Genomic DNA, 23312 nt, shown 5'->3' with positions numbered 1-23312 from the left:
TAAGAACTCTCTCCACACGACAAGGAACGACACACTCATGACAATGACCCCCGAGCAGGCCGCCTGGTTCCAGGGCACCTTCCAGCGCCTGGTGGAGAACGTCGACAAGGCCGTGCAGGGCAAGCAGGAGATCGTCGGTCTCGTGCTCGCCGCGATGCTCGCCGAGGGGCATGTGCTCCTCGAGGATGCACCGGGCACCGGCAAGACCAGCCTCGCCAAGGCTCTCGCCGCGACCGTCCAGGGCACCAGCGCGCGCATCCAGTTCACGCCGGACCTGCTGCCGTCCGACGTGACGGGTGTGACGATCTACGACCAGCAGTCGCACCGCTTCGAGTTCCACAAGGGACCGATCTTCGCGTCGATCGTGCTGGCGGACGAGATCAACCGCGCATCGCCGAAGACCCAGTCGGCGCTGCTCGAGGTCATGGAGGAGTCGCGGGTCACGGTCGACGGCGTCACGCATGAGGCCGGGCGTCCGTTCCTCGTCATCGCCACGCAGAACCCGATCGAGCAGGCGGGCACGTACAAGCTCCCCGAGGCCCAGCTCGACCGCTTCCTGATCAAGACGTCGATCGGATACCCCGACCTGGCCGTCACGGAGAGCATCCTCGCCGGAGCATCCGACCGCAACCCGTCCGCCGGTCTCTCGGCGATCATCACGACCAGCGCCGTCGCCGACATGGCCGACCTCGCCGCGTCCGTGCACGTCGAGCCCGCGGTGCTCCGCTACGTCGCCGAGCTCGCCGAGGCGAGCCGTGAAGACGGCGCGATCCGGCTCGGCGTCTCGGTCCGAGGCGCGATCGCGATGATCCGCATCGCCAAGGTGTGGGCGGCAGCCCAGGGGCGTCACTTCGTGCTCCCCGACGACATCAAGGCTCTCGCGCGCCCGGTGTGGCAGCACCGTCTGCTTCTCGACGCCGAAGCCGAGTTCGCCGGCACGAGCAGCGACACCGTCATCGCCCGCGTGCTCGACGGCGTCGCGGCTCCCCAGGCCCGAGCGGCGGCCTGATGACCGCGGAGGCCCTTCAGGCGTCGCCGCCGCAGACGGAACGCGACGCCGGATGGCGTGACATCGCGGCCGTCATCGGCGCGCGCATCCTGACGCGCCTCCGGAAGATCACCGCCGCGATCCGTCCCCTGGCCTGGGTGCTGATGGCTCTCGCCGTCGGCTTCTGGGTGCTCGGTCAGGTCGCCGGATGGGTGGAGTTCACGGTCGCCGCGGTCGTCATCGCGATCGCCGTGGCCCTGTGCGCGCTGTTCCTGATCGGCCGCACCGCCTACGACGTCTCGCTCGACCTCGCCCGGACCCGCGTGGTCGTGGGGGAGCGCGCGGTCGGCGCACTGACCCTCGCCAACCGGGGCAGCAGGGCGATCCTGCCGTCGCGCGTCGTGCTCCCCGTCGGCGCCGGTCGCGGTGAGTTCGGCATCCAGCGGCTCGCCCCGGGGGAGGAGGCGGAGGAGCTCTTCGCCATCCCCACCCAGAAGCGCGGCGTGGTGAAGGTGGGCCCGGTGAGCGTCGTCCGCGGCGACCCGCTCGGTCTCTTCGAGCGGGCGCACCGGCGCGACGACCCCGTCGACCTGTTCGTGCACCCGCGCACCGTGCTGTTCGACGGTCAGTCGCTGGGCTACCTGCGCGACCTCGAGGGTCTGCCCGCGGCCGACCTGTCCCGCGACGACGTGTCGTTCCACGCCCTTCTCGAGTACCAGCCCGGTGACGACCTGCGGCACGTGCACTGGCGCTCGACCGCCCGGACCGGCACGATGATGGTCCGCCAGTACGAGGAGACCCGCCGCTCGCACTTCGTGATCGGTCTGTCGCGTTCCAGCGCCGACTACGACACCGCCGACGATTTCGAGCTCGGGATCTCGGCGGCAGGGTCCATCGGTCTCCGGGCGCTCCGCGACTCGCAGCGCGTCGACGTGCGCGTGCAGGGCCGCGAGCTGCCGGCGGGGACCGGCAAGCAGCTCCTCGACTCGCTCTCGGCCGTCGAGAACAGCAAGGCGAAGGAGGGCGGGCTCGCCGACCTCGCCGGAGTCGTCGCGGCCACGATGCCGCTCGCCAGCGTCGTCGTGCTGGTGTGCGGCTCGCGGGTGCGCTCCGACGACCTCCGCCTGGCATGCTCGCGCCTGCCCTTCGGCGCCAGGGTGCTGGTCGTCGTGGCCGATACCACCGTGACCTCCCCGGCGCTGCGCCGCATCGGCGAGGCCGACATCGTCACGATCGGCGCGCTCGAACAGATTCCGCTCGCTCTGCAGAAGGTGCTCGCATGACCGCGCCCTCCACCGCGTCCGTCGCGCTCTCCCCGCGCCGCTGGATCCTCGATCTGGGAGCGACCGCGCTCCTGGTCGTGACCTCGCTCGTCGGATTCTGGCCGACCTTCGCCGGTCCGTCCTTCCTCCCCGCGGTCATCGGCGGCGTCCTGCTCGGCCTCGCGATCGCGGCCGTCTCGACTTGGCGGCGCTGGGGCATCCTGATCATCGCCGGCCTCACGGTCGCCGCGTACTTCGTGTTCGGTGGAGCCCTCGCGCTGCCGCAGACGTCCATCCTCGGTTTCATCCCGACGCTCGAGACGCTGCAGAAGCTCGCGCTGGGCCCGGTCACCGCTTGGAAGCAGATGCTCACTACCGTCGCCCCGGTGGCGGCGGCCGACGGGCACCTCATCGTCCCGTTCCTGCTCGCGCTCGTCGTCACCACTCTGACCGCGTCGCTCGCGCTGCGCCTGTCGCAGGTGGCCTGGGCGCTGCTGCCCGCGGGTGTCCTGCTGATGCTCGTCATCGCGCTCGGCACGCCCGAGCCCGCCTTCCCGCTCGTGCAGGGACTCGTGTTCGCCGTCGTCAGCATGGCCTGGCTCGCCCTCCGCCAGCTGTGGGCTCCGCAGAACATGGCCGTGTCGGTGAGCGAGGTCGATCCCTCCCGGGCCGCGCACATGCGCACCCGACGCCTGCTCGCCGGCGTCGCGGTGCTCGCCGTCGCCGGAGGCGCGGGCATCGCCACCAGCGCGGTCGCGACCCCTGCCCAGCCGCGGCACGTCTTCCGCGACGTCATCATCCCGCCGTTCGACATCCGCGACTACCCGAGCCCGCTGCAGGCGTTCCGCAAGAACGTGCGCGACCAGGCCGAGGACACGCTCTTCACGGTGCAGGGACTTCCCAAGGGCGCGCGCATCCGCACCGCCGTCATGGATCAGTTCGACGGCATGGTCTACAACGTCACCGACGGCGGGCCCACCTCGTCGAGCGCGTTCGCCCCGCTGCGCTCGAGCATGGCGCCGGACGCCGAGGGCGTCCCGGTCACGCTCAAGATCGAGATCGACGAGTACCGCGGGGTGTGGGTGCCGACAGCGGGCACGCTGTCGGCGATCCGGTTCAGCGGCGACGACGCCGAGCAGCTGCGCCGCGGCACGTTCGTGAACACCGTGACCGGCACCGCCGTCGCGACCTCGGGACTGACCGAGGGCGACCAGTACGCGGTCGACGCCGTCATGCCGAGCGAGCCCGACGACGAGCGGCTCGCCGAGGTGCCGTTCGGCTCCGTGGCCATGCCGAAGCCGAGCAACGTGCCGGAAGAGCTCACCTCGCTGGCCGCCGAGACGGTCTCCGGAGCCGAGACGCCGATCGAACAGGTGCGGGCGCTCGAGAACTTCCTCTCCGAGGGCGGCTTCTTCAGCCATGGCCTCGAGGGCGAGGTCCTCTCGCGGGCCGGACACACCGCGGAGCGCATCTCCACCCTGGTGGGCGCCGAGCAGATGATCGGCGACGACGAGCAGTACGCCGTGGCGATGGCGCTGCTCGCCGGGCAGATCGACATCCCCGCTCGCGTCGTCCTGGGCTACTACCCGGATGAGGAGCAGGCCGGCGACGCCCTGTTCACCGCCACCGGCGACAACGTCCACGCGTGGGTCGAGGTCAACTTCGAGGGGATCGGCTGGGTCACCTTCAACCCGACCCCGCCCGAAGACCAGGTCCCCAACGACCAGAACACCAAGCCGCGTGTCGACCCGAAGCCGCAGGTGCTGCAGCCGCCGCCTCCGCCGCAGGAGCCCGTCGACCTGCCGCCGACCCTGCCCGACGACCGCGAGTCCGAGGACGAGAGTCTCAACCTGGCCGGGATCATCGGCGCCATCCTCCTGATCGGCGGCATCTCGCTCGGCGTGATCGCCCTGCTGGCTTCTCCGTTCATCGTGATCGGCGCGTGGAAGGCGGCCAAGCGCCGATCCCGTCGCGCAGCCGAACGCACATCCGACCGCATCAGCGGCGGATGGGATGAGCTGACCGACCGCGCGATCGACTACGGCGCTCGCCTCGCCCCCGGCGGCACCAGGATCGAGGAGGCCTCGGTCGTGGCATCCGCGCTCACGGTGCCGCAGGTCACCGCGCTCGCGGAACGCGCCGACGCCGACGTTTTCGGTCCGTCCGAGCCGACCCCGCAGGACGTCGAGACCTTCTGGCACGAGGTCGACGAGATCGTCGGCGGGCTCGGGAAGGAAGCCGGCTTCTGGAAGCGCATCAAGGCGCGACTGAGCATGCGATCCCTGGTCGGCGGCTCCGCGATCTCGAACGGATTCCAGAATCTGAAGGAGGCGGCGACCGCGCGCGTGCGCCGCGAACCTGGCACCATCGAGAGCAACCCCGGCACGACGCCCCCGTCCTCCGAGAGTGAGACCCCATGACGCAGCCCGCGTTCGATCAGATCGCGCCGATCTCCCGTCGCGCGGTCGCCTATGTCATCGACGCCCTGATCGCCGGAGGGCTGACCGTCCTGCTCACCGGAGGGCTCATCCTCGCGGTCGCACTCTCCGGCGGGATCGAGGCCTCGATCACGACGCTCGTCATCGGCGGCCCTCTCGTGAGCCTGGTGCTGCTCGGGTGGTTCATCGTCTACACCGTCATGCAGGCGGGCAAGGGCTCCATCGGCATGCGCGCGCAGGGGCTGCGGCTCGTGTCGGCGGCTGACGGCGCCCCGCTCGGCTTCGGGCGCACGCTGCTGCGGAACATCATCTTCGGCCTCGCCGCCGCGATCGTGGTCGGGTACTTCAGCCCGCTGTTCGACGGTTCGGGACGGTTCCAGGGCTGGCACGACAAGGTCGCGTCCTCGCTCATGCTCGACGCGCGGGTGGCAGCTCCGGAACCCGTCGTCGAAGAGGAGCCGATCCCGGAAGCGCCGCCGCTGCTGCCCGCCCCTTCGTTCGAACGGCTTCCTCCGGCGCCGATGCCCGGCTTCGCGCCGGCCGCGCCGGCCGTGGCCGCCGCCCCTGCCGCCGCGCCCGCCGCACCGAGCATCGGGTCGGCGGAGGCCTCGCAGGCTGCCGCTGCGGCGCCCGCAGCCCGGAGCTTCACCGCGCCGGTGCAGGACTCCGGGATGATCGCCTATGTGCCCGGTGTCACGCAGGACGGTCCGCCCGCGAGGACGCCGGCGCCGGTCGCCTCCTCGCCTGCACCAGCCGCCGTGCCCGCGCCCGCCGAGGCTCCGCCGGTGCCTCCCGCGCCGGTCGCACCGCCCGCTCCCGCGACCCCGCCCGCGCCGGTCGCGACCCCGCCGGCACCTCCCGCGCCTGCGGTCGTGCCGCCGGCGCCGCCCCTACCGGCATCCGCGCCCGCTCCGGCACCCGCGCCGGCGTTCGTCGAGGACGATCTCGAGGAGACGCGCATCAGCATCCCCGGACACCGTCTGGTGTTCACGTGGGATGACGGGACCCGCGTCTCGGTCTCGCGGCGCACGGTCTTCGGGCGCAACCCCGGACCGGAGGAGGGCGCCGTCGTCGTCCCGGTGCGCGACGAGACGCTCTCCCTGTCGAAGACGCATTTCGAGGCGGCGGCCGAGACCTCCGGCGGCTGGATCCTCGACCGTCATTCGACCAACGGCCTCACCATCGTCCGTGACGGACAGCGCATCGCCTGCCCCGCGGGCCAGCGCGTGCCGATCAAGCTCGGCGACGTCATCGAGATCGGCGACCGCGTCGTCATGGTCGGAGGGTACGCATGACCGTTCCACTCATCGTCGCCACGGGGGCGGCGACGCACTCCGGCCTCCGTCGCCCGCTGAACGAGGACTCGTACATGGCGAGCTCTCCGCTGTTCCTGGTCGCCGACGGCATGGGCGGGCACGAAGCGGGCGAGCGGGCGAGCGCCACCGTGATCGACGAGTTCGCACGCTACATCGGGCGGGCCGACCTCGAACTCGACGATCTGCTCGACGCTCTGGCCCGTGCGCGGCTCGCGGTCGAGGCGCTCTCCGGCGACGGCAACGGCCGAGCGGGGACCACGCTGAGCGGTGTCGTGGTGGCCTCGGTCGAGGGCATGGGCTACTGGCTCACCGTCAACATCGGCGACTCGCGCACCTACCGCCTCGCCGACGGCGAGCTCGAGCAGATCAGCGTCGACCACTCCGTCGTGCAGGAGCTCATCGAGTCGGGCGAGCTCACGGCGGCGGAGGCCGCGACCGATCGTCGCCGCAACATCATCACGCGCGCGATCGGGGCGAGCAGCACCGGAGACGCCGACTACTGGCTGTTCCCCGCCGAGCTCGGCGATCGGATGCTGATCTGCTCCGACGGGCTGACCACCGAGGTCTCCGACGCGCGGATCAAGCACATACTGGGATCGGAGTCCGACCCGCAGCGGGCGGCCGACATCCTGGTCGACGAGGCCGTGCAGGCGGGCGGCCGTGACAACATCACCGTGGTGATCGTCGACGCCGTCTCGGTCGCCTCGCGGCCGGGGGCACTGCTCCAGGCCGACGACATCGACGCCGACACACGCCCGCGAGAAGCCGCAGCAGGAGGGGTTCGCTGATGCAGACGATCTACCGACCGGGACAGTGGTACCTGATCGTGATTCCCGGCGCCCTGGTGGCGCTGCCTCCGGATGCCACGGGCGAGACCGTCGCGGAGCTGTGGGACCGGCTGCCGCGCGAGCGCAGCCTGGCCACCGTGATCGACGTGCTCACCACACGGGCGGGCGGCTCGTTCGCCGACATGCCCTCCTTCGTGGCCGCCGTGCTGGAGGGGACCGATGCGCGGGTGGCCGTGCGCGGTGCACTCGCGGTGCGGATCACGGGCGCGGATGCCGAGGCGCAGAGCTTCTCCGGAGCCGACGTCACGACCTGGAGCGAGCGCTTCGTCCCCGGAGTCTCGAAGGTGGAGATCACGGTCGACGAGGGCGGTTCGGGTTCCGCGCTTCCCGTGCAGAGCGGCATCGTGCTCGCCGCCGCCGTGAGCGCCGACATCGAGCCGGCGGACGCGGATGCGGTCCCGGTCGCGGCCGGCCCCGCACCGGTGCTCGACCCGACACCCCCGACACCGGCGACCCCGGCGCCGCCGCTGGCCCCTGCGCCGCCCACGGGCGCCTCGACTCCGCTCCCGCCCCCTCCCGGCGTGGGAGCCGTCGGCGTCGTTCCCGTCGTTCCACCCGTGGTACCCGTCGAGGTCAGCGACGTCCCCGAGGTGTCGGGGGCCGATGCGGCATCCGAGCCGGCCGACGCGGGCGTGATCGATGCGACGCTGGTGCCGAGCGAGGCGACGTTCGCGCCGCCGGCCGACGAGTTCGACCACCTGTGGGGAGCCACCGTGCACACCCCCATCGAGGACGCGGCCGTGCGGCCGAGCGAAGAGCCGGAGGCTCCCGCCGTCGATGCCCCTGCCGTCTCGGGCGACCACGACGGTGCGACGATCTCCGCGGAGGAGCTCCGCAGCCTCCGCCAGCCCGCTCCCGACGCGTCCGGCGCCGCGGAGGCCCCGACGGAGGTCATCCCGGTGGCGGCGCCCGCGGTGGCCGCGACGGGGCGCATCCGCGTCTCCTCAGGACAGGTGGTGGCTCTGGATCGCACGGTCATCATCGGACGACGGCCCCGCTCCACCCGCGCGAGCGGCGCGAACCTGCCGCACCTGATCGCGGTGGAGAGCCCGCAGCAGGACATCTCCCGCAGCCACCTCGAGATCCGGCCGGAGGGCGACACGGTCGTCATCATCGACCTGCACACCACGAACGGGTCGACGCTGCTGCGCCCCGGTGCCGATCCGATGCGCCTGCACCCCGGCGAGCAGACGCTGGTCCTCTCCGGAGATGTGGTGGATCTCGGCGACGGGGTGACCGTCGCGTTCGAGGACCTGCCGTGAATCGTCGCCCTTCACCGCCGCCCACCCTGCCCGGCTTCACCTATGTGGAGCCGCTGGGCACGGGTGGCTTCGCCGACGTGTTCCTGTACGAGCAGGAGATGCCGCGACGTCGCGTCGCGGTGAAGGTGCTCCTCGCCGACCGCATCTCGAGCGGCGCGGCGCAGGAGTTCGCCGACGAGGCGAACGTCATGGCGATGCTGTCGACGCATCCGGCGATCGTCACGATCTACCAGGCGGGTGTCGCCGGCGACGGGCGCCCGTACCTGGTGATGGAGTACTGCCCGCGGCCGAACCTCCAGATCCGGTCCCGCAAGGAGCCCTTCTCGGTGGCCGAGGCCCTGCGCGTCGGCATCCAGGTGGCGGGCGCCGTCGAGACCGCGCACCGCGCGGGGGTGCTGCACCGCGACATCAAGCCGGCGAACATCCTCGTCACCGAGTACAACCGTCCTGCCCTCACCGACTTCGGTATCGCCTCGACGACCGGAGCCACCGGCGATTCCTCCGGGATGTCGATCCCGTGGTCGCCGCCGGAGTCGTTCGCCGAGCCGCCGCAGAGCGGCCCGCGCACCGACGTCTGGGCGCTCGGGGCCACGCTGTACACGCTGCTCGCCGGACGCTCGCCGTTCGAGCGACCGGGGGAGCGCAACTCCAGCGCCGATCTGATCGAGCGCATCGAGCGGGCCGCCCTGCCCTCGCTCGCCCGTCCCGACTCGCCCGAGAGCCTGCAGCGTCTCCTCGACCGCGCGATGGCGAAGAACCCGGACGACCGCTTCCCGAGCGCGGTGGCGTTCGCCCGCGCCCTGCAGAAGGTGCAGATCGAGCTGTCCCATTCGGTGACGCCGATCGACATCGTCGACGACCACCCGCCGGCGGAGGATCTGGAAGACGACGGCGACGGACTCACCCGAGTCCGGGAGATCGTCAGCATCGACCCCGGCATGCAGAGCGCCACGCGTCCTTCCGCGGCGACGCAGCCGAAGGGCCCCTCGGTCGTGGTGCCGGACGCCCCGCGGTTCGAGATGCCCCCGCGCGCGGAGCCGGCCGTCGAACAGACGCAGCGCCGTCGACCCGACGGGGAGGGCCTCGCGGGGACCGCGCCGCAGCGGCCGGCGTCGTCGACCTCCGTGCCCGCATCGAGCAGCCGGGACGACCGGACCATCGTGCGCCCGCCCCAGGTCGTGCAGGCGCAGGCTCCGGCCGCGACCCCGCCCGTGCAGCCGCCCGCTCCCGCCCCCGCGCCGGCCGTCGAGTCCGCCGACCGGCCGCAGCGGAGCCGGAAGGGTCTGTGGATCACCCTCTCCGCGGCCGCAGTGGTCGTGGTCGTCGGAGGCATCATCGGCCTGAACGCGCTGGTCGCCGGCCTGGCCCCCGAGCCGAAGCCCGAGAGCAGCGCGCAGACCGTCGACCCGCAGAATCCGGTGTCGGATGCGGTTCCCCGCGTCACCGAGCTCGCCGGCACCCGGGCGGGCGACCAGGTCACCTTCACCTGGACGAATCCGGACCCGGTCGAGGACGACAGCTACATCTGGACCGAGACCGGCGGCGCCGCCGACGGCGCGGTCAAGCAGGCCCCCGACGAGACGGTCACGTTCACGCCCGCGGCATCCGGCCAGGTGTGCATCGAAGTGATGCTGCGTCGCGGTGACGGACGCGCCTCCGAACCGGTCACGGGGTGCGTCGAATGACCGCCCCCGCAGGGGTGACGGCCGAGTTCGCGGGCGAGTACTTCCCGATCGAGCCGGGTCGGCGCTTCATCGTGGGGCGCGAGGGCGACCTCGAGCTCGACGACAACCTGTTCCTGCACCGCCACTTCCTCGAGATCAGCGACGCCGACGGGCTCTGGTGGCTGGCGAACATCGGCACCAGGCTCACGGCCACCGTGACCGATTCGGCGGGCGGCGTGCAGGCCTGGCTCGCCCCGGGGGCGCGCCTGCCGCTGGTGTTCGAGACCACGACGGTCGTGTTCAGCGCCGGACCGACGACGTACGAGCTGGTCCTCCATGCCGCGGAGCCGACGTTCCGGGCGACCAAGCGCGAGCACGACGACGGCGGCGCCTCGACCATCGGCGATGTGCCGCTGACGGTGAGCCAGAAGCTCCTCATCCTCGCCCTCGCCGAGCCGCAGCTGCGCCGCGACGGTACGGGCATGAGCGAGATCCCGTCGTCGGCCAAGGCCGCGGAACGGCTCGGCTGGACGGTCACCCGCTTCAACCGCAAGCTCGACAACGTGTGCGACAAGTTCGACCGCGTCGGCGTGCCGGGCATGCGCGGCGGTCAGCGCAGCTTCGCGACCAACCGTCGCGCGCGTCTGGTCGAGCACGTCATCGCCTCACGGCTGGTGAGCAAGGACGACCTCCCGCTGCTGGACGCCCCGCAGCCGAGCGAGGCAGAGGGAGACAACGAGTGAAGGTACGGCTGACCCTGCTGCGTCAGGGCGCGGCATCCAGCGACATCGAGGTCACGGCCGAGAACACGGCGACGATCGGCGAGATCGCATCGATGATCGTCCGCGCCGACCCGCTCGGCTCGTTCGGAACAGCCGACCCCACCGCGGTGACGCTCGAGGCTTACAGCTCGGTGGTCTCGGGGTCGGGAGACCTGCTCGCGCCGGAGTCGACCTTCGCGCACGTCGGACTCGCGCACGGCGCGACCGTCCGCGTCGTCCCCGCGACCTATCAGCAGCGTCCGGTGATCGGCCGCATGGAGGTCGGCACGGGGCCGGGGGCGCGCTCGATCGCCCTCACCCGCGGCACGATCGTGCTCGGCCGAGACGAGTCCTGCGACGTCGTGATCGACGACCCGCTCGTGTCGAAGCGGCATGCGCGGCTCGAGATCGGCGACCGCGTCGAGCTGATCGACCTCAACTCCGCCAACGGGATCCTGATCGACGGCGCCTCGGTCGTGCGCCTGGTCGCCGCCGAGGGGGAGCTCGCCGTCGTGATCGGCGACACCCCCATCACGGTCAAGGTCGAGCCGACCGCCGCCGCCCCTTCGGCCGCCGTCGCCTCGATCCGCCAGGTCGAGTTCGTGCGCTCACCGCGCGTCGAGGAGCGCTACCTCGGTGAGGAGCTCGACGGCACCGATCTGCCGGTCCCGGCGCGCAAGCAGCCGTTCCCGATGCTCGCCCTCGTCGCACCGGTGCTCATGGGCGGCGCGATGTTCGCCTTCACGCAGAGCCCGATGTCGCTGATGTTCGTCGCGCTGTCTCCGCTGCTCATGATCGGCACGTGGGTGACCACCCGCAACCAGAACAAACAGGAGCTCGAAGAGGACAAGAAGCGCTTCGAGGAGCAGTTGGAGCGTCTGGACGCCCGCCTGCAGAGCGAGCGCGAACGCGAGATCGACGTGCGGCGCCGGGAGGTCCCGCTGCTGCGCGAGGTCAGCGATGCCGCGCTCGCCGCCGGACCCACCATCTGGACGCGCCGTGCCGAGCACTGGTCGTTCCTGCATGTGCGCCTCGGTATCGGCGACACCACGTCGCGCAGCTCCGTCAAGGATTCCAACGGCCGGGATCGTGCGATCCCCGAGTACGTCGAGAAGCTCGATGCCGTGGTCGAGGCCACCAGGATCGTGCCGCAGGTGCCCATCCTGGAGGATCTGACCGACGTCGGAGCGCTCGGCATCGCCGGCCTCGGCGGCCACTCGACCGGGTACGCGCGTGCGCTCCTCGCCCAGATCGCGGGGCTGCACGCGCCCGCCGACGTGGGCGTCGTCGGGCTCTGGGGTCCCCGGTGGGGCGCGCAGCTGGCCGATGCCAAGTGGCTGCCGCACGCGTGGTCGGCGCAGTCCGTGCTCGGCGTGCAGCCGATCGGAGACGGCCCGTCCTCGGCGGGGCAGATCGTCGCCCGCCTCGAAGAGCTCATCGCCACGCGGTCGACGCGCAGCGGCGAGGCCGTGGAGCTCGGTGCGCTCCAGGTCGAGAAGGCGGCGACGAACAGCGGATCCAAGGTCGGCGAGGACTCCTCCCGCAACCGGAACGACTCGGTGCCGAAGCCCGCGATCGTGGTGCTGATCGCGCCGGATGCGCCGGTCGATCGAGGCCGCCTCATCCAGCTCTCCGAGCGCGCCGCGATGCGCGGCATCTTCCCGGTGTGGCTCACCGAGGACGCCGCAGCGCTGCCCGCCTCCTGCCGCACGTTCGTCGAGCTCGGCACGACCGACAGCGCGCATTTCGTGCGACTGGGCGAGGTGATCGACGACCTCGCCGTCGACGAGCTCACGCGCGAGCAGTTCGCCGTGTTCGCGAGGGCACTGGCCCGGCTGACCGATGCCGGCGAGGTCGCGCTCGATCGCAGCGACGTGCCGCGGACGATCTCGATGCTGCACCTGCTCGGTCGCGACATGGCCACCCAGCCGGAGAGCGTCGTCGACCGCTGGACCCAGAACGACTCGCTCGCGTCTCGCCGCAAGTCGGGGTCCGCTCGGCGCTACCAGCCGAAGCTGCGCGCGCTCGTGGGCGCGGGCGCCGAGGGAGCGCTGCAGCTCGACCTGCGCCAGCAGGGCCCGCACGCCCTCGTGGGTGGCACCACCGGGTCGGGCAAGAGCGAGTTCCTGCAGGCCTGGGTGCTCGGGATGGCGACCGAGTACAGCCCGGAGCGGCTGACGTTCCTCTTCGTCGACTACAAGGGCGGATCGGCTTTCGCGGACTGCACGAGCCTGCCGCACTGCGTCGGCATCGTCACCGACCTGAACGAGCACCTGGTGCGCCGCGTGCTGGTGAGCCTCCGTGCCGAGCTGCACTACCGGGAGCACCTGTTCAACCGGAAGAAGGCCAAGGACATCCTCGAGCTCGAGCGCGCGGGCGACCCGCAGGCTCCTCCGGCCCTGGTGCTGGTGATCGACGAGTTCGCCGCCCTCGCCAAGGAGGTGCCGGAGTTCGTCGACGGTGTGATCGACATCGCCCAGCGTGGCCGTTCGCTCGGCATCCACCTGATCATGGCCACGCAGCGTCCGGCCGGTGTGATCAAGGACAACCTGCGCGCGAACACGAACCTCCGCGTCGCGCTGCGGATGGCCGACGAGACCGACAGCAACGACGTGATCGGCACGAAGGACGCGGCGCTGTTCGATCCGGGCACCCCGGGTCGCGGCATCGCGAAGACCGGCCCCGGTCGCATGACGATGTTCCAGTCGGCCTACGCCGGTGGCTGGAGCCTCGGTGAGAGCGACGGCGTCGACGTGGCGATCGCGGCGTTCGGGACGACCGACCAGGGCCCGTGGGAGCTGCCGATCGACGAGAACGCCGTCGTCATCGACGAGGATCTCGGTCCGAACGATCAGCAGCGTCTCGTCAGCACCATGGTGCTCGCCGCGCAGGCCGCGCAGGTCGACAAGCCGCGCCGGCCGTGGCTCGACGAGCTCGCGCCGACCTTCGACCAGCTGAAGCTGCCGCAGCGCACCGACGCCGCACTGCTGCTCGGCGTCGTCGACCAGCCGGAGCGTCAGGAGCAGGTGCCGTTCCACTTCCTGCCCGACACCGAGGGTCACATGGTGATCTACGGCACCAGCGGCGCCGGCAAGAGCGCCGCGCTGCGCACGCTCGCGGTCTCGGCCGGGATCACCCCGCGCGGCGGCCCCGTGCACGTCTACGGCCTGGACTTCGGCTCGGGCGCGCTGCGGATGCTGGAGCCGCTGCCGCACGTCGGCTCGATCATCTCCGGCGACGACGCCGAACGCGTGGCCCGGCTGTTCGCGACGCTGCGCAGCGAGCTCGACCGCCGCGGTGACGCCTACTCGGCGGTCGGTGCGGCGACCCTCACCGAGTACCGCGCGCTCTCCGGCAAGTCGGACGAGCCGCGCATCGTGGTGCTCATCGACGGGTTCGCTGCGTTCCGCAACGACTACGAGGCCGTGATCGGCCGCGCCGACACGTACAGCGCGCTGCAGGAGGTGCTGTCCGACGGCCGGTCGGTCGGCATCCACGTGGTGCTCTCGGCCGACCGCTTCCAGAGCATCCCGAGCGCGCTGAACGCGATGATCCAGCGCCGCGTCGTGCTGCGCATGGCCGACGCCGACTCGTACAACATCCTCAACGTCCCCAAGGACGTCCTGAACCCGGAGTCCGTGCCCGGCCGGGCGATCGTGGGCGAGAACGAGGCCCAGATCGCGATCGTCGGCGGCACGCGCAGCATGAAGGAGCAGTCGCTCGCGATCGAGCGGATGGCCGCGTCGATGTCGCGGCGGGGCGTTCCGGATGCTCCGCCCGTGCGGGCTCTGCCGCTGAGCTACGGCGTGGACGACATCCCCGCCACGATCGGCGACCAGCTGGTGGTCGGCCTCTCCGACGCCGATCTCGGGCCGTTCGGGATCGAGCCGACCGGCACCTTCGTGATCGCCGGTCCGCCCGCGAGCGGTAAGAGCAACGCGCTCGCCGCGATCACCCAGCAGGTCCTCCGGTCGCGGCCCGGCACGCCGACGCTGTTCCTCGGCTCCTCCCGCTCTCCGGCGAAGAAGGCGGTGGCGTGGACGGCTGCGGCCGCCGACGGCATCAGCGGTACGGCCGCGGTGGCGGAGATCGTGACGCAGGCCGAGGCGGGCCTCAAGCCCGTCGTGGCCGTCGAGGGCGTGGCGGAGTTCGCGTCGTCGCTGCTGGAGATCCCGCTGTCCGACCTGGTCAAGCGTGCGAGCCGGGGCGAGCTGCTGCTGCTGTTCACCGGCGACACGAGCGAGTGGACCAGCAACTTCGGTCTGCTCGGCGAGATCAAGCAGGCCCGCCGCGGCGTGGTCCTGCAACCGGAGACGATCGACGGCGAGCTCGTGCTCAAGGCGCCGCTGCCGCGCATCGGACGGGGCGAGTTCCCGGTCGGTCGCGCGGTGCTCGCCCAGCGCGGGAAGACCGTGCGGGTGCACTTCCCGCTCGTGATCCCGGAGACCGTCTGACACCACCTCCCGACCGATGGGGACTTCTCCCCATTTGCGGAAGGGATCCCCTTCGTTAGTCTCGAAGGACAAGAACACCCTCCGGCACCCGCCGGGGCGACCGGAAGGTAACACCATGACGAACCTCAAAGTCAGCTACGCCGACATGAAGGATGCTGCTGGCCGTCTCCGCACGGGTCAGCAGGACATCGAGACGCAGCTGAAGAACCTCCGCGCGTACGTTTCGCAGCTCGTCTCGGGCGGCTTCGTGACCACGTCCGCCTCGGGCGCGTTCGACGCGTCGTACGCGCAGTTCAACCAGGGCGCGACCGCGACCATCGCCGGCATCGAGGGCATGGCTCGCTTCCTCGACGTCGCAGCCCAGTCGCTGCAGTCGACCGACGAGCAGCTGGCCGCGCAGATCCGCCAGTAATCGCCGCACATCACACGAGGGGATGCCGACCTCGGCATCCCCTCGTGTGCGCCTGCACGCCATTCATCCATCGGGGGGAACGATGAGCGACCTCACGCTCGAGAGCAGTCTTCTGGACGCATCGCGTTCATCGATCAGTGCCGCGATCCAGACGTTCGCCGGCGCCGACCGGTTCGGCGACGACGTGGCCGGACTCACCGGACACGGCGGCCTCTCCGACAAGGTGCACGACTTCGCCGGCAACTGGGATCGCAAGCGCGGCCAGCTGCAGAAGAGCCTGGAAGGCATCCGCGACACGCTGCAGGCGATCGCCGACACGTTCGGCGACCTCGACCGGAACATGGCGAAGAGCGTCACCGATGCGATGAACCATGTCGAGCAGCCGCCTCAGGGCGCTCCGGGTGCGACTCCGCCGTCGGTCGGCGGCGGTCCCGACGGAGCGCCGACGCCGGGCCCGTGGCCGGCACCCGGTCCTGCTCCGGAGCCCGCGCCTGCGCCCGGTCCCGGACCCGCTCCGATTCCCGCTCCGCTGCCTTCGCTTCCGGGTGATCCGGGTATCGGCGGCGGTCCTGCGCCGGTCCTGCCCTCGCTTCCGGATCCGGTTCCCGCTCCGCTGCCTTCGCTTCCGGGTGATCCGGGTATCGGCGGTGGTCCTGCGCCGGTCCTGCCGTCGCTTCCGGATCCGATTCCCGCTCCGTTGCCGTCGCTTCCGGAGCCCGGTGTCGGTGGTGGTCCTGCGCCGGTGCTGCCGTCTCTTCCCGACTTCATCGCGGATCCGCCGCGCGTGCACCTGCCGTCGCTGCCCGGCGAGGTCGCCGGCCCCGACTTCCCCGACCTGATCGCGGATCCCCCGCGGGTGGATGTGCCTTCGCTTCCCGGCGCGCCGATCGCGCCCGCCCCGGGCGTCGGTCTCCCGACGATCGAGGCGCTGCCCATGCCGTTCCCGGTCGCCGACCCGCCGGCCGCTCCCGAGTTCGTCACCCTCCCGGCAGAGGCCGTGCTGCCTCCCGAGAACCTCATCGCGTTCTCCGCGCCGTCCGAGCGCATCGACACGGTTCTCGGCGATCTCCGCTCCCTCATCGACATCCACACCGAAGGCGAGCCGGTCCGATGAACGGTCTCTGGAACCAGTCCGACTGGTCGCAGCTGCTCGAGGGCGACCCGGGCACGCTCGAGACGCGTTCCGGCGCGCTCGCCCGACAGGCAGCGGCCATCAACGACGCAGCGCAGGCGCTGCAGGACATCGTGTCCGGGCAGCTGAGCAAGTCGACCACCGCTCTGCGGTCCACGGCCGCCGAGCTGCAGACCTCGATGTCGCAGGCGTATCTGCGGTACGACGAGACCGCGTCCGCTCTGCGAACGTACGCTGTCACGCTCGCGCCGATCAAGGAGCAGGCGGCCAGGGACATCCCGGCCCTCGAATCGGCTCAGGGGCGGCTGGGCACGGCCGAGCACGCGGCCGGCGACGCCCAGCGGCGGCAGCTGTTCGAAGGCCTCAGCAACTCTCCGCAGGACGTCCGGCAGGACACGGCCGACGACCTCGCCCGTGCCGAGCGTCAGGCGACCGCCGCGCAGGGCGACATCAACGCGATCATCGCGCGGCTCCGCGCCGGCGCGCAGAGCAAGGAGGACGCCGCCCAGGCCGCGATCCGCGCGATCGAGAGCGTGATCAGCCAGGGCAAGGACTCGGTCCTCGACAACATCGCCCAGTTCTTCGAGGGCGTGGGCGATCTGCTCGCGAGCATCGGCCGCTGGGTCGCGGATGTGATCAAGGGAGTCCTCGACACCCTCTCCGACATCTGGAACGCGCTGCTGCCGAAGATCATGGCGGCGCTGCTCCTCCTCCTGATTCCGGTCGTTCTGGGCCTCGCGGGGCTTCTCCTCGGCGGCCCGCTCCTCGGCGCCGTGCTCGCGCTCCTCGGAGGCGCGGTGGCACTGACGATCGGCGGGGTGCTGATCACCCGCATCCTCACCGATGTGCTCGCTCCCGATCCGGAGGTCACCCCCTTCGAGGTCGACGAGCGGAACATCCCGATGCCGTCCCGGTCCGACTACGCGACCGACGCCGAGTACCAGCAGGCGCTCGAAGCCTGGCGCAACCAGATGTCGACGGTCAGTGGGGCATCGCTCGACAACGCCTTCGCGGAGGCCGGGCTCGTCGATGACCTCGGGGGCACGTCCGCGGCCGACGAGCAGGGCGTGATCCGCGTCGAGAAGGTCGTCGGCGCCGACGGCGTCACCCGCTGGCGCGTGGTCCTCCCCTCCACTCAGGACTGGGTCATGAGCATGTCCGGCATCAACGACACCGGCGCGACCAACGATCTCGACAGCAACCTGGCCCTCATGCTGACGCCGGAGCTGCAGACGCAGTACGAGCGTGCCGTGATGCAGGCGATGCGGGATGCGGGTATCGAACCGGGACCGAACGGCGACCCGGTGATGCTCGTGGGCTTCAGCCAGGGCGGGATCATGGCCGGCCACCTCGCCGCGAACCGGTCGGACGCCTACAACTTCGATGCGGTCATGGCGTGCGGGTCGCCGATCGACGCCATGCGCATCCCGCCGACGACCCAGGTCATCTCGATGCAGCACCAGGGTGACCCGGTGCCGATGCTCGACACCCTCACCAACGGCGCCGTCGGTCCGCGTCAGGAGGACCACTGGCGCACTTTCACCCCGGTCGCCCCCGGGCATCAGCCGGCCGCGATCGACGCGGGTGCGCACAACGCCGGTCTGTACAACATCAGCTGGCAGGAGCAGCTCGCGAATCTCCCGGCGGATGAGCGTGCCAGACTGGAGCAGTTCTACGCGCACGACGGCGCGACGGTCGTGACCGAGCAGTATGCATGGAGTGAGTGATGGTTCGACGCCTGACGCTGTCCGCCGCAGGGATCGGCGTCGCCGCGATGCTGCTGACCGGATGCTTCCCGCTCGGCGCACCCGCCCCGGAGGAGACTCCGCCCCCATCCACCCAGGAGGCTGAAATGTCCGATGCCGCACCCGTGGTCGACGCGGTGAAGGTCGCGCTCCCCGAAGCCCTCCAGGTCGAGGTCGAGGCGAACAAGGACGGCCTGACCTCGGGCTGGATGATCGACGTCGAGGTCCCTCTCGGATACGTGGTGACGGGCGAGAGCCTCTCCGCCGTCCTCGTCTCGGCCTGGAACGCCTCGGAGCCGAAGCCGGCGTTCGTGAAGTTCAATCCGTGGTCCACCTATGAGGGCAAGCAGGGCGCCATCGAGGCGCAGCGTGCGGCGGATGAGCTCGGCATCGACTGGAGTCCGAGTTTCTCGGTGGGCGTGAACGTCCCCGACTACGAGATCGAGAAGCTCGCCGGTGAGTGAGGGCGCCGTCGCGGCGGCGACGCCCGAATTGCGCTTCCGGCTCCTCGGCGCCTGGCATCCGGTGCTGCTGAACGAGCTCGACAGCGGACAGCTGGTCGCGGACTTCGTCGAGCAGGCCTTCGGCCGTCGCGATCAGGATTCGGCGCTGCGCGCCCTCACCCGCCGTGACCTCACCGAGGCGGTGGCGCAGGCGCGGGCGCTGCATGCGAAGGCGATGTTCCTGATGACCGAGCTGCGCCCCGGCACCGCGCTTCCGGTGACGCTCACCGTCTTCGAGCAGCCCGATCTGCGGATGTCGCCGGCGATCGGCGTCTCGCCCCAGGCTGTCGCGGCGACTCTCGAGCGGGTCTTCACCGTGCTCGAACGACCCCACCTCGACACCGCGCAACGGCTGCAGATCCCCGGCTCGGCGATCCTGCGGCTGCACAGCGTCGAGGAGCAGCGGATGCCGGTCACCGACGAAGAGCTGCGCGCGGCGCCGCCGGAGCTGGCAGCCGAGGCCGCGGACGCGAGGTTCCGCAGGCTCTCCGCCGACTACTGGTACACGGTCCCCGGTACGAAGCAGGTGCTGCTCGTGAATCTGTCGACGCCGATCGGCGACATCCCGCACGTGCTCCTCGGCTTCTTCGACAGCATCATCGAGGCGTCGTACTTCGAGCTGGCCGGCGAGCCGGTGGCGCAGGACGCCTGATCCGCGGAGGGCGCGGCGCGTTCAGCGCGTGGCTGCGGCGGCGTCGGCGAGGTGTCGGGCGTTGTGGCTGAGGACCTTCACGATGATGCCGTGACGGCGGAGTTCCGCGACCGTCCTGGCTCCCTCGTCGCTGTCGCGACCCAGCGCGGCGATGGTCACCACGACGAGCACGTCGCCCGGGCGCAGGGTTCCGATGAGGCGTGCGAGGCGGTCGCTCCAGCTTTCCAGGATGTCGGGTGCGGGGTGACGGAACCCCTCGATGGGCACGCCGAACCGCGTGAGGTCTGCACGCTGCTCCACGACCGAGGGCATGTCGTCCCTGGCGACCACCAGTCCGACCAGGCGTGAGCCGTCGGGACGGGCGAGCCAGAAGTTCCGGTTCTCCTGCAGCTCCGTGAAGCACTTCGGGCACACCGCCGCGTCGTGCGGGAGATGCAGCGGGCTCGTCAGGGCTTCATCCACGGATGCCGCCGCCGTGGGTTCGATCGTCTCGCTCATCGCGCACCTCCGTCATCCATTCTGCCCTGTCGGGGGCGCGGATGGAGACCGGCCTCGTGACGGCACCCACCTCGCGCCCGGCGTGAGTCGTCAGGGGGTGCCGTTGTTCGCCGAGTCCGCGATCTCGGCTTCCTGCGTCTCGAACGCGGTGGCGGAGTCGCGGGCGACCACGCCGGCGCCGGCGGTCATGCTCTGCAGCTGCAGCAGGGAGGCCTTCGCCCACATGGCCCAGGTGTCGGCCGCGGCCGAGACGGTCGAGCTGCCGCAGCCGGCGAGCTCGAGGTCGACGTCCAGGCTCATCGCCCATGCCGTGCTCTGCAGGGTGCTGCCGGTCGCGCCGACGGCGTCGGAGTCGAACTGGAGATCGGTCATCACGGCACCTTCACATCGTCGGGAGAATAGGTCTCGGTCGGATCGGGCTGGGGGTCGAAGAGCGCGATGCTCGCGTCGGAGATGTCGCACTCCTCCGTGGTCACGGATTCAGTCTCGACGAGGCGGGAGTCACCGTCGCTGATCACTCGGTAGACGACTTCTCTTCCCTCGGTGAGCTCCGGTGCGGAGGTGTGGTCGGCATCCAGGTACCAGTCCTTCGCCTGGCAGACGGTCACGAGCGCCTCGTCACCCTGCTCGTCCACCGAGAGCGGGATCATCGGCACCGGGCCGGGGTAGGTGAAGAACCGGTCGGCCTTCGCCTCGTCGCGCTGCCACTGGGCCGCAGTGTCGATCGCCTCTTCCGTCGTGGTGTCCTGCAGCGCGTCCGAGGTGTAGTCGCGGGTGAACGCCGCGATGCTGAGGGCGGTGTCCGATGCGCGAACGGCCTGCACCCAGGGGCTGGATTCGAGTTCGCCCGACGGCTCGCCCGACTGCCAGGTGACCGATGGCGGCTCGACAGCCGCGGGGGTGCACCCCGTCAGCGCGATACCGATCGCTGCGATCCCGATCACCGTCAGACCCAGGGGTCCACGCCTCTGCTGCATTCTCAATGCCCCTCTGCCCACGACGAGCTGGCCTCGACGCCTCGCTGATAATCCGCCAACATCTCCTCGGCGAGATCGGTCGCCTCCGCCGGAGAGAGCCCCTCCGTCATGCCGAGGTCGGCGAGCATCTGCTCGATGGTGTTGATCATCGCGATCTCTCGGCCGGAGGCGCTGTTCTGCTGCTCCTCCAACAGTACTTCGTGCGAGTTGCCCCACGCCGCCTCGGCATTGCCGAAGCCCCAGTCGGAGACGCCGCCGATGACGGCATCCTGCACGACATCGATCGCGACGCTGCCGCCCTCGACGAGGATGTCGCCGACGGCCGGGATCGGGATCAGTCCGACGACGGTGCTCACGCCGTCGATGGCCTCCTGCACGGCCGCATCGTGGCGCCCGGCCTCTCCGAGCGCGGCGCCCTCCGTCGACCCGTCGAGCCAACCCTGCAGCTCGACGACGCGTTCGAGGGCGTCGGCGGCGAAGGCGCTGCCGGGAGGAGCGATGTCGGCGAGAGCGATGAGCGCATCCTGGTACTGCCGCACGGACTGGGCGATGACATCCGCACCGGCGGACGGCGAATCCCCGTCGCTCCAGGTCGCGGTGCCGAGGAGCTGGGACAGCTGCGCCTGCGTGACATTGGGGATCGAGCGGGGGTCGGTCGTCCCGATGAGTGCGTCCTGGATCGACAGCGCACTCGCGGTGCGGGGGTCGCTCTCGCTGAGGTTCTCCGAGAAGTAGGGCATTGCCACGGAGATGCCCTCTGCGATGCGCACCTGGCCGATGCTCGTGAGGTTCTCCGGAAGGAAGCTCTCGTTCGAGGTCAGCTCCCGCACGACCTGGGTCGTGAGCTCCGCCACGCGCTCCCACGTCTCCGGGTTGTACGTGTGCGTCGCATCCGCCGGACCGCCCGCGGCCTGCTGCGCACCGGCCCAGAGCGCTCCCGGCCCTTCGAAGCCGTCGCCGCTGCCCTCGGCGCTCCAGTCGCGGTCGCCGAACCAGTACTCGACACGTCCGGGGCCCAGGTCGCCTTCGCCGTACGGGTCGTCTCCGGTCGCCGTGAGCCAGTCCAGTGCGGCGTCCGGGTAGGTGCCGAGCGTCGAGAAGACGCGCCCGGCGAGGTCGTCGACGCGGTTCTGGTCGAGACCGGTCGTCTCCCCCTCGAGCTCTGCGAGGAAGCGACCGCCGGCGTTCGGCGAGGTGTCGTACCAGCCGCCGTTCTGCATGCTCATCGGGTCGCGTTCGATGCGGTCGATCTCGTCGGCCATGGCCACCGTGAGGTTCACGCCCAGCGGGTTGTTCTTCTCGTCGGAGAAGAGGAAGCCGATCGCCGCGACCGCGCCGCCCACGGTCGAGGAGGCGCCTTCGAGCATGCTCTCGGCGAAGTCGCTCGAGGTCGACGGCATCCAGATCTGGGAGCCGGTCGACAGGCCGCCGCGGATCATGGTGGCGAGCGCGAGTGCCGCTGCGGGGTCGAAGCCCTCGGTGATGGCCGCGTCACCCAGGTTGTCGATCATCGAGACGGTGTTCTCGCCGCCGACCTCGAGGAAGAACTGCGACATCACGAAGGTGTCGTCGCCCCAGACCGAGAAGAAGTCCTGCAGGGCCTGCACGTTCTCGTCGGTGACGTCGCCCTCGGCGATCTCGTCGGCGAGGTTCGCGAACGCGTCCCCGAGGTTGTCGTAGGTCAGGTCGTCGATGTCGTCGATGCCGGCCGCGCTGAGTGCGGACTGCATCTGATCCCAGCGCTGCGACGCCGGCGGCTGCAGGGCGGTGACGAGCGTGCTGTCGGCGGTCTCCCGCTCCGTGGCGAGGGTCCGCAGCTTCTGCGCGGCCATCCGCATGTCGTAGAGCCCCGGTTCGCTCCCGCTCGGCACCCAGAGGCCCGCCTGCAGGGTGGGGTTGGGCGCGTTGAAGGTGAACGCCGACGGCAGGAACGGGCTGTCCTCCTGCTGCGCGGTCTTCCAGGTCGCGTAGCCGGTGGCGTACGACTGATGAGCGGCGGTCGTGGCCACGCGGATGCGGTCGACCTCGGTGGCGTACGCGGTCAGCGCGGCCTGTACCGCGGCGAACTCGGTCGTCAGCTCCGTGCACAGGGTCTGCGGCTTGGTGAGCGACGTGCGGAATGCGGCGCCGGCATCGCCCGCCCAGATCGCCTCCGTCGTGGCGGTCGCGGCGTTGGACAGGGCGGTGCGCACCGTCTCCGTGCCGGTGCTCCGGCTGCTCACGCGCGTCGCCGCGTCGTTCACCCCTCCGGTGTTCCCCCGGCCGGGATGAAGATCGTCCCACTGAGTCATGTCGTGCGCCCCTCCTCGACGGTGTTCCCGTCCCCGAGTAAATCTATCGGGGCCGCACGGCAGCGGCGATGGGCAGAACTCCCCATGGGCGCGACCGGGTGCGGACTCG

18 protein-coding genes are annotated in these 23312 nt (G+C 71.0%); 14 read left to right on the top strand and 4 right to left on the bottom strand.

Going from position 1 to position 23312, the window contains the following annotated elements; genetic code table 11:
• Positions 1–37: 37 nt before the first annotated feature.
• From CQ045_RS06325 to CQ045_RS06260, 14 genes are all read left to right on the top strand, one after another.
• Positions 38–1009 (top strand): MoxR family ATPase, encoded by a 972-nt coding sequence (locus tag CQ045_RS06325; protein WP_105721810.1) that lies wholly within the window; start codon positions 38–40, stop codon positions 1007–1009.
• A complete protein-coding gene (locus CQ045_RS06320) occupies positions 1009–2271 on the top strand; it encodes a DUF58 domain-containing protein (protein WP_105721809.1) in 1263 nt (420 codons plus the stop codon). The genes CQ045_RS06325 and CQ045_RS06320 overlap by 1 nt, the downstream gene beginning before the upstream one ends.
• A complete protein-coding gene (locus CQ045_RS06315; RefSeq protein ID WP_105721808.1) occupies positions 2268–4670 on the top strand; it encodes a transglutaminase domain-containing protein in 2403 nt (800 codons plus the stop codon). Before CQ045_RS06320 ends, CQ045_RS06315 begins: the two co-directional genes overlap by 4 nt.
• Positions 4667–5983, top strand: a complete 1317-nt coding sequence (locus tag CQ045_RS19100; RefSeq protein ID WP_105721807.1) for an RDD family protein — start codon at positions 4667–4669, stop codon at positions 5981–5983. Before CQ045_RS06315 ends, CQ045_RS19100 begins: the two co-directional genes overlap by 4 nt.
• A complete protein-coding gene (locus CQ045_RS06305) occupies positions 5980–6792 on the top strand; it encodes a PP2C family serine/threonine-protein phosphatase (RefSeq protein WP_105721806.1) in 813 nt (270 codons plus the stop codon). The genes CQ045_RS19100 and CQ045_RS06305 overlap by 4 nt, the downstream gene beginning before the upstream one ends.
• Positions 6792–8114 carry an FHA domain-containing protein gene (locus tag CQ045_RS06300; RefSeq protein ID WP_105721805.1) on the top strand — a complete coding sequence of 441 codons (1323 nt, stop codon included), beginning with the start codon at positions 6792–6794 and terminating at the stop codon, positions 8112–8114. The genes CQ045_RS06305 and CQ045_RS06300 overlap by 1 nt, the downstream gene beginning before the upstream one ends.
• Positions 8111–9799, top strand: coding sequence for a serine/threonine-protein kinase (locus CQ045_RS06295; protein ID WP_105721804.1), 1689 nt, complete (start codon positions 8111–8113; stop codon positions 9797–9799). Before CQ045_RS06300 ends, CQ045_RS06295 begins: the two co-directional genes overlap by 4 nt.
• Positions 9796–10521 carry a hypothetical protein gene (locus CQ045_RS06290; protein WP_105721803.1) on the top strand — a complete coding sequence of 242 codons (726 nt, stop codon included), beginning with the start codon at positions 9796–9798 and terminating at the stop codon, positions 10519–10521. The genes CQ045_RS06295 and CQ045_RS06290 overlap by 4 nt, the downstream gene beginning before the upstream one ends.
• Positions 10518–14993: an FtsK/SpoIIIE domain-containing protein gene (locus CQ045_RS06285; RefSeq protein ID WP_105721802.1), complete on the top strand. Its 4476-nt coding sequence runs from the start codon at positions 10518–10520 to the stop codon at positions 14991–14993. Before CQ045_RS06290 ends, CQ045_RS06285 begins: the two co-directional genes overlap by 4 nt.
• 115 nt (positions 14994–15108) lie before the next feature.
• Entirely contained in the window at positions 15109–15405 is a 297-nt protein-coding gene (locus tag CQ045_RS06280) for a WXG100 family type VII secretion target (RefSeq protein ID WP_017204355.1), read from the top strand.
• 82 nt (positions 15406–15487) lie between these two features.
• Positions 15488–16519 carry a hypothetical protein gene (locus CQ045_RS06275; protein ID WP_105721801.1) on the top strand — a complete coding sequence of 344 codons (1032 nt, stop codon included), beginning with the start codon at positions 15488–15490 and terminating at the stop codon, positions 16517–16519.
• Positions 16516–18264, top strand: coding sequence for a hypothetical protein (locus CQ045_RS06270; protein WP_105721800.1), 1749 nt, complete (start codon positions 16516–16518; stop codon positions 18262–18264). The genes CQ045_RS06275 and CQ045_RS06270 overlap by 4 nt, the downstream gene beginning before the upstream one ends.
• Positions 18264–18746, top strand: a complete 483-nt coding sequence (locus CQ045_RS06265; protein ID WP_181156462.1) for a hypothetical protein — start codon at positions 18264–18266, stop codon at positions 18744–18746. Before CQ045_RS06270 ends, CQ045_RS06265 begins: the two co-directional genes overlap by 1 nt.
• Positions 18739–19437 (top strand): hypothetical protein, encoded by a 699-nt coding sequence (locus CQ045_RS06260; RefSeq protein WP_105721799.1) that lies wholly within the window; start codon positions 18739–18741, stop codon positions 19435–19437. Before CQ045_RS06265 ends, CQ045_RS06260 begins: the two co-directional genes overlap by 8 nt.
• A gap of 21 nt (positions 19438–19458) precedes the next feature.
• Here the strand turns inward: CQ045_RS06260 and CQ045_RS06255 are convergent, their stop codons facing one another.
• The 4 genes from CQ045_RS06255 to CQ045_RS06240 all read right to left on the bottom strand — a co-directional run bounded on the left by CQ045_RS06255 (position 19459) and on the right by CQ045_RS06240 (position 23203).
• Positions 19459–19935 carry a recombinase family protein gene (locus CQ045_RS06255; protein WP_105721798.1) on the bottom strand — a complete coding sequence of 159 codons (477 nt, stop codon included), beginning with the start codon at positions 19933–19935 and terminating at the stop codon, positions 19459–19461.
• 90 nt (positions 19936–20025) lie between these two features.
• Entirely contained in the window at positions 20026–20307 is a 282-nt protein-coding gene (locus CQ045_RS06250) for a hypothetical protein (RefSeq protein ID WP_105721797.1), read from the bottom strand.
• Positions 20307–20912, bottom strand: a complete 606-nt coding sequence (locus tag CQ045_RS06245) for a hypothetical protein (protein ID WP_105721796.1) — start codon at positions 20910–20912, stop codon at positions 20307–20309. The genes CQ045_RS06250 and CQ045_RS06245 overlap by 1 nt, the downstream gene beginning before the upstream one ends.
• A gap of 2 nt (positions 20913–20914) precedes the next feature.
• On the bottom strand, positions 20915–23203 hold the full coding sequence (locus CQ045_RS06240; RefSeq protein ID WP_105721795.1) for a DUF6571 family protein: 2289 nt from the start codon (positions 23201–23203) through the stop codon (positions 20915–20917).
• Positions 23204–23312: the final 109 nt, after the last annotated feature.

It is taken from the genome of Microbacterium sp. MYb66, from assembly GCF_002979435.1.
Classification (GTDB): Bacteria; Actinomycetota; Actinomycetes; order Actinomycetales; family Microbacteriaceae; genus Microbacterium.
This window is presented reverse-complemented; position numbering and strand designations above follow the sequence as displayed.